The 13,352-nt window shown below is 63.2% G+C and carries 10 protein-coding genes; 4 read left to right on the forward strand and 6 right to left on the reverse strand.

Annotated elements, in window-relative coordinates:
- Window positions 1–31: 31 nt before the first annotated feature.
- Window positions 32–2,098, reverse strand: coding sequence for an elongation factor G (locus Q0K02_RS09310; protein WP_294487869.1), 2,067 nt, complete (start codon window positions 2,096–2,098; stop codon window positions 32–34).
- A 277-nt stretch (window positions 2,099–2,375) separates the two neighbouring features.
- Between Q0K02_RS09310 and trmFO the strand changes: the two genes are divergently transcribed.
- The 4 genes from trmFO to Q0K02_RS09330 all read left to right on the forward strand — a co-directional run bounded on the left by trmFO (window position 2,376) and on the right by Q0K02_RS09330 (window position 6,424).
- Complete coding sequence (gene trmFO / locus Q0K02_RS09315; RefSeq protein ID WP_294487871.1) at window positions 2,376–3,797, forward strand: methylenetetrahydrofolate--tRNA-(uracil(54)-C(5))-methyltransferase (FADH(2)-oxidizing) TrmFO; 1,422 nt, start codon at window positions 2,376–2,378, stop codon at window positions 3,795–3,797.
- A 241-nt stretch (window positions 3,798–4,038) separates the two neighbouring features.
- On the forward strand, window positions 4,039–4,407 hold the full coding sequence (locus tag Q0K02_RS09320) for a hypothetical protein (RefSeq protein ID WP_294487873.1): 369 nt from the start codon (window positions 4,039–4,041) through the stop codon (window positions 4,405–4,407).
- 175 nt (window positions 4,408–4,582) lie between these two features.
- Entirely contained in the window at window positions 4,583–5,554 is a 972-nt protein-coding gene (locus Q0K02_RS09325) for a CorA family divalent cation transporter (protein WP_294487876.1), read from the forward strand.
- A 192-nt stretch (window positions 5,555–5,746) separates the two neighbouring features.
- Complete coding sequence (locus Q0K02_RS09330; protein WP_294487880.1) at window positions 5,747–6,424, forward strand: C40 family peptidase; 678 nt, start codon at window positions 5,747–5,749, stop codon at window positions 6,422–6,424.
- A gap of 345 nt (window positions 6,425–6,769) precedes the next feature.
- Here Q0K02_RS09330 and Q0K02_RS09335 read toward each other — a convergent pair whose 3' ends face one another.
- The 5 genes from Q0K02_RS09335 to Q0K02_RS09355 all read right to left on the reverse strand — a co-directional run.
- Complete coding sequence (locus tag Q0K02_RS09335; protein WP_294487882.1) at window positions 6,770–7,621, reverse strand: FAD/NAD(P)-binding protein; 852 nt, start codon at window positions 7,619–7,621, stop codon at window positions 6,770–6,772.
- Window positions 7,622–7,630: 9 nt separating this feature from the next.
- On the reverse strand, window positions 7,631–8,995 hold the full coding sequence (locus tag Q0K02_RS09340; protein ID WP_363315678.1) for a 4Fe-4S dicluster domain-containing protein: 1,365 nt from the start codon (window positions 8,993–8,995) through the stop codon (window positions 7,631–7,633).
- Window positions 8,992–10,446 carry a hydrogenase iron-sulfur subunit gene (locus Q0K02_RS09345; protein ID WP_294487885.1) on the reverse strand — a complete coding sequence of 485 codons (1,455 nt, stop codon included), beginning with the start codon at window positions 10,444–10,446 and terminating at the stop codon, window positions 8,992–8,994. Before Q0K02_RS09345 ends, Q0K02_RS09340 begins: the two co-directional genes overlap by 4 nt.
- Window positions 10,434–12,407 carry a CoB--CoM heterodisulfide reductase iron-sulfur subunit A family protein gene (locus tag Q0K02_RS09350; protein ID WP_294487887.1) on the reverse strand — a complete coding sequence of 658 codons (1,974 nt, stop codon included), beginning with the start codon at window positions 12,405–12,407 and terminating at the stop codon, window positions 10,434–10,436. The genes Q0K02_RS09345 and Q0K02_RS09350 overlap by 13 nt, the downstream gene beginning before the upstream one ends.
- On the reverse strand, window positions 12,404–13,352 hold a 949-nt coding region (locus tag Q0K02_RS09355), incomplete at its 5' end, for a CoB--CoM heterodisulfide reductase iron-sulfur subunit B family protein (protein ID WP_294487889.1). The genes Q0K02_RS09355 and Q0K02_RS09350, both read right to left, overlap by 4 nt.

The raw sequence follows: 13,352 nt of genomic DNA on the forward strand, positions 1-13,352 counted from the left end.
GGGGAAGAAGTGCTCTTCCTCCTGTTATCCGCTATTCGCCGGCCTTGGCCGCCTGATGCTCGGCCACGACCTTGTCGACCACGGGCTGAGGCGCTTCCTCATAGTGATCGAATTCCATGGTGAACACGCCCTGACCGCCGGTCATGCTGCGCAGATCGGGAGCGTAGCGCAGCACTTCGCTCATGGGCACGTTGGCCTTGAGTTCGGTGATGCCGCCCTGAGAATCCGAGCCGAGCACCTTGCCGCGGCGGGAAGACAGGTCGCCGATGACGTCGCCCATGTATTCGTCGGGAATGGTCACGGTCATCTGCACGATGGGTTCGAGCAGCAGCACCTTGAGCTGCGACATGGCCGCCTTGAAGGCGATGGAACCGGCCATCTTGAACGCCATTTCGGAGGAGTCCACGGTGTGGTAGGAGCCGTCATAGACGCGCACCTTGAAGTCCACCACCGGGCAGCCGGCCAGGTAGCCGCGGGCCGCGCTTTCCTGAATGCCCTTGTCGATGGCGGGAATGTACTGACGGGGAATCACGCCGCCCACGATGGCGTCTTCAAACGTGTAGCCGGAGCCGCGGGGCGCGCCTTCCATTTCGATCCAGCAGTCGCCGAACTGACCGCGGCCGCCGGACTGCTTCTTGTGACGGCCCTGCACCTGCACCTTGCCGCGCACGGTTTCGCGGTAGGGCACCTTGGGCGTCTTGAGCACGATGTCGACCTTGGAACGGCGACGGGCCTTTTCCACGGAAATTTCAATGTGCAGCTGGCCCATGCCGGAAAGCAGGATGTCGGAAGTTTCCTCGTCGCGACCGAGCTTGAGGGTGACGTCTTCGTCGAGCAGCTTCTGCACGGCGGCGAACACCTTGTCTTCGTCGCCCTTCTGCTTGGGCGCGAGGGCGAAGGTGATGAGCTGCGGCGGGAGCTTGGGCAGTTCCACCACGAAGGGGGCCTTGTCGTCGCACAGGGTGTCGCCGGTGCGGGTGCCCTTGAGCTTGGTCACGCCCACGATGGCGCCGGGGCCAAGGGTGTCCTTGCAGGCGGTCTGCGTTTTGCCGTTCACGTAGAAGAGCGAGCCGAGGCGCTCCATTTCGCCGGTGCGCATGTTCTTCAGCGAGGAATCGGAAGAAATGGTGCCGGACACCACGCGGAGCATGTTCACCTGACCGGAGAAGGCGTCGTTCAGGGAGCGGAACACGAAGCAGGTTGCCGGACCTTCGGGATCGGCGGCGCGTTCGGAACCGTCGGCGCCGAGCGCGGCGGGACGATCGGCAGGCGAGGCCAGCAGATTGTTGATCTGATTGAGCAGACGGCGGCCGCCGCGGTTCAGCATGGCGGAAGCGGGCAGCACGGCCACGATTTCGCCGGAGAGCACGCCCTGACGCAGGCCGAAGGTGATGTCTTCGTCGGAAAGTGTGCCGTCTTCGAGGTAGCGGTTCATGAGGTCTTCGTCGGAAGAGGCGATGTTCTCCACGGAGGTGTCGCGCAGCAGCAGCACTTCGTCCTCAAGATCGGCGGGAATGGGCATTTCCTCGGTTTCGCCGTTTTCCAGGAAGCGGTAGGCCTTGGAGGCGAACACGTCCACAAGGCCCATGAACTCGCCGTTTTCCAGAATCGGAATGTAGAACACCACGGGGCGGACGCCCAGATGCGTGGTGAGGCTGTTCAGGGCGGCGTCGAAGTCGGCGCGTTCGCGATCCATCTTGGTGATCACGGCGATGGTCGGCAGTCCGGCCTGCTTCACGCTCTTCCACATGCGGCGCATCTGCGGACGCACGCCGTCCACGGCGTCCACGACGATGACGGCGCTGTCCACGGCGGCAAGCAGCCAGTCCATGTCGCCGCAGAAGTTGGAGTCGCCGGGAATGTCGATAAGGTTGTGACGGAAGCCCTTCCAGTCAAAGGTGGCGAAACCGGGCTGAATGGAGCCGCGACGCTTGATCTCTTCGGGTTCGTAGTCCAGAGCCGTGGTGCCTTCTTCGATGGCGCCAAGACGATTGATGATTCCAGCCTGAAAAAGCAGCATTTCTGCCAGAGAAGTCTTACCGCAGCCACCGGTGCCGACAAGGGCGTAGGTGCGTTGGTTTTCCAAAGCTATGGACATACGAATCTCCACTAGGGTTTGAATTACTCTGGGACGCAAAAAAGGCGCAAGGCCCCTGCATCGGTTCAATGAATCCTTATATAAGGTCATAAAAAGTGCCGCCATGCCCTGTCAAGCGCATACTGGTATTTTTCTGGTAAAAAGCAGGCTTTTCACGCGTGCGCATAAAAGAGTGACTTCCCTGCCGTCTTCCAGTAAGGTTGAGGCGCGCGATCCGAACGCGCCTTTTTTCAACGGCGGAACTGCCGCCTTCCTTTTTTCTGACCACGGAGTCGTCATGGATACGTCAACGCCCGCTTTCGTCATCATCGGCGGCGGACTCGCTGGGTGCGAATGCGCCCTTGCCCTTGCGCGCGCGGGCCTCGCCTGCACGCTTTACGAACAGAAGCCGGAAGTCTTTTCTCCCGCCCACGTCAGTCCGCTGCTCGGCGAGCTGGTCTGCTCGAACTCCTTCCGCTCCAACGACGCGCAGGGTTCGGGCGTGGGCCTGCTCAAGGAAGAGATGCGCAAGCTCGGCAGCGCCGTCATGGCCGCCGCCGAAACCTGCTCCGTTCCGGCGGGCAAGGCGCTTGCCGTGGACCGCACCCTGTTTTCGGAAGCGCTCACGCGCCGCGTGGAGGAAGAGCCGCTCATCACTCTCGTGCGGCGTCAGATTCCCTCCCTCGACGCGCCCGAGATTGAGGGCAAAACCGTGATCGTGGCCGCCGGGCCGCTGGCCTCGGAAAATCTGGCCTCCTCCATTGCCGACATCATTTCGGAAAACGGCGAGCACACGCGTCTGTACTTCTACGACGCCATTGCGCCCATCGTGCGGGCCGATTCCGTGGACATGAGCATAGCCTTCCGCGGTTCGCGCTACGGCAACGACGCGCCGCCGCCCTACTCCGACGACGCGCCCTTTCTGGACAAGCCCATGGAAACCATGACCGACCCCGAGGCCAAGGAGAACGGCGACTATCTGAACTGCCCCATGACGCGCGCCGAGTACACGGCCTTTTACAACGCCCTGCGCGAGGCCGAACGCGTGCCCGCCCACGACTTTGAGAAGGAAATCCACTTCGAGGGCTGCATGCCCATCGAGGCGCTGGCCGACCGCGGCGAACGCACGCTCACCTTCGGGCCGCTCAAGCCCGTGGGCTTCACCGATCCGCGCACGGGCCGCCGCCCCTACGCCCTGCTCCAGCTCCGGGCCGAAAACGCGGAACGCAGTTCCTTCAACCTTGTGGGCTGCCAGACCAAGATGACCTACGGCGCGCAGGATAAGGTGTTCCGCCTCGTGCCGGGCCTCGCCCATGCGGAATTTCTGCGCTTCGGCAGCGTGCATCGCAACACCTACGTGAACGCGCCGGAATGCCTGAACGCGGATCTGTCGTTGAAGGCCCGTCCGAACGTCCATCTTGCCGGACAGATCACCGGCGTGGAAGGCTATGTGGAATCCGCAGCCTGCGGCCTGTGGCTGGGCCTTCTGCTCGCCGCCCGCGCCCGCGGCAGAGAGCTGCCCCTGCCGCCGCAGACCACGGCGCTCGGCGCGCTCATGAATCATCTGCGCACGCCTTCAAAGCAGTTCACGCCTTCCAACATTCACTTCGGTCTCATGCCGGAGCTTGCCGAGCGCACGAAGAAAAAGGCGCGCAAGGCGGAAATGGCCGACCGCGGCCGGGCCGACTTCGAGGCCTGGCGGCAGCAGGCCGGGCTCTGAGCCGGAGAGCTCCCGGGGCGGCGGATCGCGCTCCTCGGGAGCATCCGGGCGATGCGGCGTCCGCCGGGAAGGCAGAACTCCGAAGGCCCGCAGCTTTCCGAAGCGCCTTGCCTACGCGCTCCGCTCCCCGCAGAAGCGCAAGCATCCGTGCATGCCGCACCGCCGGAAAACAGGGCCCCGGGCGCGCGTTCCGCGCTGAAGGATCGCCCTGCGCACAACGGACATCAGGACAAGGAACGTCATGAACTTTTTCGACGCTCTGCTGAAAACACCGGGCCGGGCGCTGGCCCGGGCACTTCTGAACAGTGAGAAAACCATGTCGCTAGTCAATGCGCGTCTCTCGGACTTTCTGCACGTCCACAACCTCGTCTGCCGCGAGGACATGAGCCTCATGATCTGCTTTTCCGTCAACGGCATGGATCAGGCAATCACCATCACCGTCGGCGACTACGACGTTGCGGACGACGGAAGCTGGATACGCCTGAACCAGGCGGGCTCCACCGTGCCCGGCATCGACAACGCGCTGGCCGCCTTCGTGCAGGGCAAAACCTTCCCCGTGCCGGAAAAGTACGCCGCAAAAGTCGCCGCTCTGAAACGATTCCTGCTCTAGCTGCGCGGCTGTGCCCGGGACGCGCCGCCCTTCCCCGAGCGCCTCCGCGCCGAGCAGCCGCCCTGCCGCTTTCCGCGGCCGCTTCTTCCCCTCTTCCGCAAAACATCGTTTCATCTCACGCTGTTCTCATCCTTCGCCGCTTTTCAGCTTCCGCCTTTCGTGCTAGCCTTCCGCCATGGAAATACAGCACTATCATCTCACGGCCCGGGACTGGCGCTGGCTCAAGAAAGCGCCTTCCGACGGCGGCGACATCCTTGTCTGGCACGACATCCGCCTCGCGGACGACGACAATCCCGACGAAGAGCGAAAACGCCTCGGCGAATACCTGCGCGGCCTGCATGTGGAATCCGACACCGTGGCCGCCTGCACGCAGCCCGTGAACTTTCCCGACGTGGACGTTTCCGGCGGATGCGTGTTCCTGCGCTTTCCCATGCGCGTGCAGTGGAACAGCCCCCGCGCCTCGTACATGATGATGCTGTGCATGAAGGGCGTGCTCATCAGCATAGGCGCGCCGGACATTCCGCTCTTCGACCGCGCGCTGCTGCGCCTGCAAAACGGCAGCGAGCTCTCCGAGCCCTCAAGTCAGGCGCTGCTGCTCTTCATCATGGACGTGTGCACCGACATCAGCACCCGTCAGTACATGGCCGCCCGCGCCGCCGTGGAAGCCCTCGCCGACAGAATCTACGACGAGCCGGACAACATAGGTCAGGACGAGCTCATCGCCATACGCCGCTGCGTAAGCCGTCTCTATTCCCAGTTCGAGGATCAGCTCTACTGCATGAGCGTGCTCCAGAGCCTGCAGACGCAGAGCGTGCCCTTCAGTCATCTGAAGGCCGAACTTCGGGACGTCATGGACAGTCAGAATCACGTGGTGCGCAGTCAGGATCAGCTGGAAATACGCCTGCGCGATCTGCACAACGACTGCCTGCTCCACGCCCAGAGAAAAACCGACTACCGCCTGCGCGTGCTCACCGTGCTCACGTCGCTGTGCATGCCGCTCAGCGTCATTGCCGGCATCTACGGCATGAACTTTCATTTCATGCCCGAACTGGAGTGGAGATACGGATATTTCGCCGTGCTCGGACTCATGGCCTTCATTACCGCCGCCCTGCTGATCTTCTTTTTCCGGCGCGGCTGGTTCAAATAACGTCCGGATAAAAAATCATTGCTTCCCGGGCCGCGCTTTTTCATGACGAACACAGCCGCTGCAACAGTACCGACCGCAGCGCAAACTTGACACCCGGCTTTTTCAGAGGCAGTTTTGATTTTTTACCGCGCCGCAATCTCATCGTTCTGCGTCGTTTTTCTGCCGTTTTGCGACGCCTACAGGAGCACCTGTATGACTTCACGACTCCGTATTTCTGCGATTCTGCTGTGTGCGGGCCTCGCCGTTTCCCTGCTGAGCGCCTGCCAGCCCCGCCCGCGCGGAGACCTTGTTCCGACTCCGCAGACGCGCCCCGCCTCCATGAACTCCGCCTCCATCTCCGGCATGCTGCCCGGAGCCGATTCCCCGGCCCCGCTCTACCGCGCCAACCTTTGCCCCACCATCATGTCCCTCGGCAAAAACGTGGCCGACATCGCCCGTCAGGGCCTGGGCGTGCGCTACAGAAGCGGCGGTACCTCCCCCGCTTCCGGCTTCGACTGCTCCGGCTTCGTGTACTGGGTGTTCGCCAAGCACGGCGTTACGGTTCCGCGCGACTCCGTGCGCCAGTCCCGCGCAGGACAGGAAGTCGCCAAGGCCGACCTCATGCCCGGCGACATCATCATCTTCCGTATCGCCAACACCCCCAACGGCCGCCACTCCGCCATCTACATAGGCGACGGCAGCTTCATCCACAGCCCCTCCGCAGGTTCCCGCGTGCGCGTCGAACGCCTCGACGCCGATTACTGGAAACGACACTACATGACCGCCCGCCGCGTGCTCGAAGAACCGCCCTGCGACCTCGACCTCTACGCCGACCCCGGCGTCGCCGACACCCAGGCCATGATCGAAGCCATTACGGATGTTGATTTATAAGTAAGAAGTAGAAGTGAGAGGACGGGGGAAGGAGGAAAAACTTTTTCTTCCTTCCCCCGAGCCCCCATCCTCTTTTTCAAAACTTTTCATCAGGTCGGCGTGGAGTCAGGTACTCTGGGCGCTGCCTGAACGCAGGCGCTTTTGTGCTCGCCGGATGAGGCAGGCCTTCCGGAAAGTCAGGCACAGACGGACATGATTCGTGCCGCCGCAGTGCAAACGGCAGAACGTTGTTGCAAGGCACAGCTCCGCGGACCGGCGTTGCGGCTTTCCCCTCTTGGTTGAATGAGCATGAAAAAGGCCCCTTCCGAAGAAGGGGCCTTTTCTTATGCACGCATGGCCGCCGGACTACATTTCCGGAGGCAGATTGTTGAGCTCGGCCTGCGAGAACACGGGACCGTCGAGGCACACGTACTTGCCGCCGAGGTTGCAGCGGCCGCAGATGCCGATGCCGCACTTCATGCGGCGTTCAAGGGTGGTGATGATGTTCTCATCCTTGAAGCCCATTTCGCGGAACGCCGCCAGCGTGAACTTGATCATGATGGGCGGGCCGCAAAGCACGGCGATGGTGTTGTCGGGGCTGGGGGCCAGCTCCTTGAGCACGTTGGGAATCATGCCCACGCGGTGAGGCCAGTTAGGAGCCTCGCGGTCGATGGTGAGCGTGGTGTGCAGCACATCGCTGTTGAGCCAGCCGGGAAGATCGGCCTTGTAGGCCATGTCCTCGGGGGAACGCGCGCCGTACAGCAGGCTGAGCTTGCCGTAGTCGGAAGCGTGTTCCATCACGTGCAGCATGATGGTGCGGATAGGCGCCATGCCGATGCCGCCGCCCACGAACACGATGTTCTTGCCCTTCCACTGCTCATAGGGGAAATAGTTCCCCAGAGGAGCGCGCACGCCCACCTTGTCGCCGGGCTGGAGCTTGTGGATGGCGGTGGTCACTTCGCCCGCGCGCATGACGGAAAACTGAATGTAATCCTTGCACGAAGGCGGAGTGTTGATGACGAACGTGGACTCGCCCACGCCGAACACGGAAAGCTGTCCCACCTGACCGGGCTGGTAGGTGAAATTGTTCCATGCTTCCTCATTGTCAAAGCGCACACGGAACGACTTGATGGTGGGAGATTCCGTGATGACTTCCAGAACCGTAGCGACTTCAGGCAGGTAAGGATTCTTGCTGCAGCCGCAGTCATGTTCACTCATATCTTCTCCTTACCTCTTCTTGGCCTTGCTTCTGGTGGAAGACTTGGTGGCCGTCTTGGGAGCGCTCTTCTGCGCCTTGGGCGCGGGAGCCGCAGGAGCTTCCGCCGCCTTTTCAGGCGCGGCGGCTTCGGCAGGCTTCGCGGGAGCGGCAGGCGCTTCGGGAGCAGCCTCGGCCTTCACTTCCGCGACTTCCGGGGCCTTCGCTTCGGGAGCGGTCTCGGACTTCGCTTCGGCAGTTTCGGGGGCCTTGGCTTCAGGAGCCGCAGCCTTCGGGGCCTCGGGCGCAGGCGCGGGAGCCTCGTCCTTGATCTCGATGGTCGCGCCTTCCACGGCGGCCTGCACCATGTGACGGATGTCCAGCGACACGGGGCAGCTCACCACGCAGCGGCCGCAGCCCACGCAGGAGAAGAAGCCGTCGTAGCGTTCGGGGTAGAAGCTGAACTTGTGGCTCACGCGGTTGCGCATGCGGTCGGCCTTGGACGGACGGGGATTGTGTCCGCTGGTCTCCAGCGTGAAGAGCGGAGTCATGCAGGAATCCCAGCTGCGCAGACGGCGGCCGTCGAGCTGCGAGCCTTCATCGGTGATGGTGAAGCACTGGCAGGTGGGGCACAGATAGGTGCATGCGCCGCAGGAAAGGCACTTCACGGTTTCCTTGTCCCAGAAGGCCTTGTCGGTGAAGCGCGAGGCCACCTTTTCCATGACGTGGGTCAGCTCGGGCGCAGGATTCAGCGAAGCGGCGGCGGCAGCATGAGCCGCTTCCGCTTCCGCGGCCTTGTCCGCGGCGTCGGCAAAGCCTGCGCCTTCCACAAGGGCCTGTCCCTTTTCCGTGACGACTTCCAGAACGAAGCCGCCTTCCACGGCGGTGAAGAGGATGTCCGAACCTTCCTTGTCGGAAGGATGGCTGCCCACCCAGTTGCAGAAGCAGGAGGCAAAGGCCGTGGGGCAGGCCTGCGTCACAATGACCGTGGCCTTGCGGCGGGCGCCGTAGTAGGGATCCTTGAACTTGCCTTCCAGATACGGACGGTCGAGCACCACGAAGCCGCGCGCGTCGCAGGGACGGCAGCCGAAAAGCACCGTGGGTTCGGCCTCCATGGGAGCCTCAAGCGTGGTGGTCAGCTTGGAGGGATCCTCAGCGTCCTTGACGGACTTGAAGGTCACCAGCGTTTCGCACTGCGGCAGCATGGCCTGCTTGGGAGAAGCGGTGGCGCGGCGCAGCAGCGCGTCGATGTCGGCGGAGGCGAGCTCGTCGGCCGTCTGGGGACGATAGACCACGCTGGGGCCTTCCTGACGGGGAGCCAGCACGCGATGGCCGGAGGCCAGACCGGCAAGCCAGCCCGTCAGCTCTTTCGGTGTTGCGAAAAGGAGACTGCTCATGCCAGATCATGCTCCTTGATAGTCGGTTCTTCCACCTGATAGGTGAGCAGCGGAGGCGTGGCCTTCACATCGAGGCCCGCGCCGTAGCTGAAGATCTTCTGAATCATGCGGCCAAACTGCTGCTTGAGCGCGAACACGGGAATGTCCATGGGGCAGGCGCGTTCGCATTCGGTGCAGCCCGTGCAGCGCCCGGCGAGGTGCTGGGCGTGGATGAGCTGGAAGAACAGCTTCTGCTGCACGGTGTCTTCCTGCGTGACCCACGCGGGATCGCGGGTGTCGGACACGCAGTAGTCGCGGCAGACGCACATGGGGCAGGCGCCGCGGCAGGCGTGGCAGGCAATGCAGCGTTCCATCTGGCCCTTCCAGTAGCCCATGCGCTCCTCAAGACTCAAGGAGTCGAGGAAGCGCAGGCCGGGCAGACGGCCGTCGGCCGGAGCCGCGGGCTCCACGGTGGGATTGCCCACGAACACGTCGGAGAGAACGGCGTTCGGCCTGGTGCAGAGGCGGCACTTGTCCTGCGCGACTTCCGCCATGGTCATTTCGTATTCCTGACCTCCGGCGGTGACGGTCAGCTTGTTGCCGCGGCCGACGCAGGATTCGATCTTCGCGCCTTCGGGGAGTTTGGCCAGAATGCGGGGCAGGCTCACGGTGCCGTTGCAGCCCATGCCGAAGATCTTCACATCCTCGCGGGAAATGAGATTTTCGGCGAGCAGCTCGACCACGCCCTTGCTGTCGCAGCCCTTGACCACCACGCCTATCTTGCGGCCCTTGTACTGGGGCAGATACACGGCGAGGTTGTGAACGTTGAAGGGGCCCCAGATGAGGGAATCCACTTCTTCGGGGGTGGTCATGAACACGGGTTCGGCGTGAATGGCGTCGAAGCCCTGCTTCCAGCCGAGCACGCCTTCGAGGCCTTCGGCGAGCGCGTCCTTGATGGCCTGCTTGAGTTCGGGCAGCGAGGGATGCGCGCCGCAGCCGAGCGGACGGATGGACTCGATGAGTTCTTCGGGGCGATCATAGCGGGCGGGCACGTCTTCCCAGCGGGGAGCGGGTCCGAGCGCGTGGATGCGGTTCGTGAAGTTGGTGACCACGTCCTTCCAGCGCTGACCTTCGGAAGCGGAAACCCAGGTGTACTCGAAGCGGTCGGGATTGATGCCGATGACCGGCAGGAAATCCTTGAGCAGTTCCAGACGACGACGGGCGTAGTAGTTGCCCGCGGAATAGTGGCAGTCGCGCGGATGGCAGCCCGACACCAGAACGCCGTCGGCCCCGTTGATGAGGGCCTTGAGCACGAAGAGAGGATTCACGCGGCCGGAACAGGGGACGCGGATGATGCGAAGGTCGGTAGGCTGCACGGCGCGGGCGGTACCGGCCGTATCGGCGCCGCCGTAAGAGCACCAGTTACAAAGAAAACCTACGATACGGAGCTCCTTGCCAGCTAGGACAGACATAGGGCGTTAACCTCCGCGAGAAGCTGATTGTCGGTGAAGTGGGCGACCTGAATGGCGCCCTGCGGGCAGGTGGCCGTGCAGAGGCCGCAGCCCTGGCAGACGGTTTCGATCACGTGGGCCTTCTTCTGGCCGCGGATCTCCACCTCTTCGATGGCCTGATAGGGGCATACCTGGATGCACTTGCCGCAGTCCACGCAGCGCTTGATGTCCACCACGGACACCTGCGGATCGTTCTCCAGCTTGGGCTTGGAGAAGAGCGCCATGACCTTGGCTGCGGCGGCGCTGCCCTGCGCCACGGAGGCGGGAATGTCCTTGGGGCCCTGGCACACGCCGGCGAGATACACGCCTGCGGTGTTGGTTTCCACGGGGCGCAGCTTCACGTGGCTTTCCATGAAGAAACCGTAGTGGTCGTAGGAAATGCGCAGCTTTTCGGCGAGGCTTCCCGCGCCCTTTGCGCCTTCCACGCCCACGGCGAGCACCACCATGTCGGCGTCCACCTCAACGGGCTGACCGAGCAGGGTGTCGGCGCCGCGCACGATGTAGCCCACCTTGCCGTCGGGACGGACCGTCGGCTGGATGGCGGACACGCGGCCGCGGATGTACTGCACGCCGTACTCTTCCTGAGCGCGACGGGTGAATTCATCGTACATCTTGCCCGGAGCGCGGATGTCCATGTAGAACACGAAGGCTTCGGCATCGGGCAGATGATCCTTGGTCATGATGGCCTGCTTGGCCGTGTACATGCAGCAGAAGCCGGAGCAGTACGGGCGGTCGATGGAGCAGTCGCGGGAGCCCACGCACTGGATGAACACGATGTTCTTGGGTTCCATGCCGTCGGAAGGACGATGGATGTGGCCGCCGGTGGGGCCGGAGGCGGACATCATGCGTTCGTACTGCAGGCTCGTGATGACGTCGGGATACGCGCCGCCGCCGTATTCCTTGTACACGGTCCAGTCCACGAGATCGTAGCCGGTGGCCGCGATGATGGCGCCCACCTTTTCTTCCACGATTTCATCCACCATGTCGTACACGATGGCGCCGGTGGGGCACACCTTGGCGCACACGCCGCACTTGCCTTCCTTGATCTTGCGGCAGTAGTCGGGGTTGATGGTGGCCTTTTTGGGAATGGCCTGCGGGAAGGGAATGTTGATGGCGCGGCAGTTGCTGATGTCTTCGTTGAAGGCGTCGGGCACGTTCTTGGTGGGGCACTTTTCGGTGCAGGTGCCGCAGCCCGTGCACTTGGTCCAGTCAACGTAGGTGGCGCGCTTTCTGATCTTCACGGTGAAGTTGCCCACGAAGCCGGAAATGCTCTCCACCTCGGAATGGGCGTAGAGCGTGATGTTCGGATTCTGGGCCACGTCCACCATCTTGGGCGCGAGCACGCAGCTTGAGCAGTCGATGGTGGGGAAGGTCTTGTCGAGCTTGGCCATCTTGCCGCCGATGGTGCTTTCGCGCTCCACCATGACCACGCCGATGCCGGAATCGGCCGCATCGAGAGCAGCCTGAATGCCGGCCACGCCGCCGCCGATGACGAGCACGCGCTTGGTCACGTCGAACTGCTTGGCGTAGAGGGGGGTGTTGCGGCGCAGCTTTTCCACGGCGAGGCGCACGAGTTCGGCGGCCTTGTTGGTGTTGGCTTCGCGGTCGCGGCCGATCCAGGAGACGTGCTCGCGGATGTTGGCCATTTCAAACATGTAGCGGTTGAGGCCGGCGCGCTCCACCGTGCGGCGGAACGTGGGCTCGTGCATTCTGGGCGAGCAGGAAGCCACCACCACGCCGTCGAGGCCGTGGGTCTTGATGGCCTGAACGATGTTTTCCTGTCCGGGCTCGGAACAGGTGTACATGGTGTCTTCGGAGAAGACGACATCGGGATAGGTCAGCGCGATCTTGGCGACCGTGGCGGTATCCACCGTCGCTTCGATGTTGCTGCCGCAGTGACAGACGAATACGCCGATTTTCATGATGCGGCTCCTGCGGCCTTCATGGCTTCAAGCTCGGCGGAAACACGGGCCTTGCGGCGTTCGGCGATCTTGTCCAGAAGGGGATAGGGATTGACGGCCAGCTTGTCCAGACGCATGGCGTTCTTGGGCAGACCGAAGGCGAGCGCAATGAGCTGGGTGTAGTAGAACACCGGCAGACCGAAAAAGCTCTTCTTCGAGATTCTGGCGGCCTGACGCTGGCGCAGGTCGAGATTCATGTGGCAGAGCGGGCAGGCGGTGACCACGGCTTCGGCGCCCACGGCCTTGGCGGTGTCGAGGATGCGTCCGCTCAGAGAGCCGGGAATGTTCACGTCCGGAATGCCCATGGCCGCGCCGCAGCATTCGGTCTTCAGGGCGAAGGGCAGCACTTCCGCGCCGAGCGCCTTCATGATGTTGTCGAGGGAGACGGGGTTTTCCGGATCGTCGAACTTCGCCACGTGCGCGGGACGGCTCAGGAGGCAGCCGTAGTAGGTGACCACCTTGATGCCTTCCAGAGGATAGGTCACGCGGGAGGCGATGTTTTCCACGCCCACGTTCTCCACGATGGCCTGAAGCACGGAATAGGTTTCCATGAGATCGGCGCCGCCGTCGGCGTTGGCCGGAGTGGGGGCGTCGAGCAGCTCGTCCACCTTGGCCTTGAAGGCGGGATTCTGCATGCGGTGGCGGGCCATCTTGAGGTTGGAGGAGCAGCTCGGGCAGGGCGAAATCACGCAGTCGGCGCCGGTCTTGGCGGCCTGCATGAGGTTGCGGGCGGCAAGCGCGCCGGAAAGCTCGTGACTCACGGAGTGGGCCGGCGTGGAGCCGCAGCAGTTCCAGTCCTCGATTTCCACGAGGTCCATGTTCAGGGCGTTGCACACCGCGCGGGTGGAGGCTTCATACTCCACAGAGGTGCCGTGGCCCGAACAGCCGGGATAATAGGCGTATTTC

It is taken from the genome of uncultured Mailhella sp. (assembly GCF_944324995.1).
GTDB lineage: Bacteria > Desulfobacterota > Desulfovibrionia > Desulfovibrionales > Desulfovibrionaceae > Mailhella.

Bases quoted from the DNA above. Each gene is read 5' to 3' on its own strand.
- Q0K02_RS09310 (WP_294487869.1), bottom strand. From the start codon at position 2,098: ATGTCCATAGCTTTGGAAAACCAACGCACCTACGCCCTTGTCGGCACC.
- trmFO (WP_294487871.1), top strand. From the start codon at position 2,376: ATGGATACGTCAACGCCCGCTTTCGTCATCATCGGCGGCGGACTCGCT.
- Q0K02_RS09320 (WP_294487873.1), top strand. From the start codon at position 4,039: ATGAACTTTTTCGACGCTCTGCTGAAAACACCGGGCCGGGCGCTGGCC.
- Q0K02_RS09325 (WP_294487876.1), top strand. From the start codon at position 4,583: ATGGAAATACAGCACTATCATCTCACGGCCCGGGACTGGCGCTGGCTC.
- Q0K02_RS09330 (WP_294487880.1), top strand. From the start codon at position 5,747: ATGACTTCACGACTCCGTATTTCTGCGATTCTGCTGTGTGCGGGCCTC.
- Q0K02_RS09335 (WP_294487882.1), bottom strand. From the start codon at position 7,621: ATGAGTGAACATGACTGCGGCTGCAGCAAGAATCCTTACCTGCCTGAA.
- Q0K02_RS09340 (WP_363315678.1), bottom strand. From the start codon at position 8,995: ATGAGCAGTCTCCTTTTCGCAACACCGAAAGAGCTGACGGGCTGGCTT.
- Q0K02_RS09345 (WP_294487885.1), bottom strand. From the start codon at position 10,446: ATGTCTGTCCTAGCTGGCAAGGAGCTCCGTATCGTAGGTTTTCTTTGT.
- Q0K02_RS09350 (WP_294487887.1), bottom strand. From the start codon at position 12,407: ATGAAAATCGGCGTATTCGTCTGTCACTGCGGCAGCAACATCGAAGCG.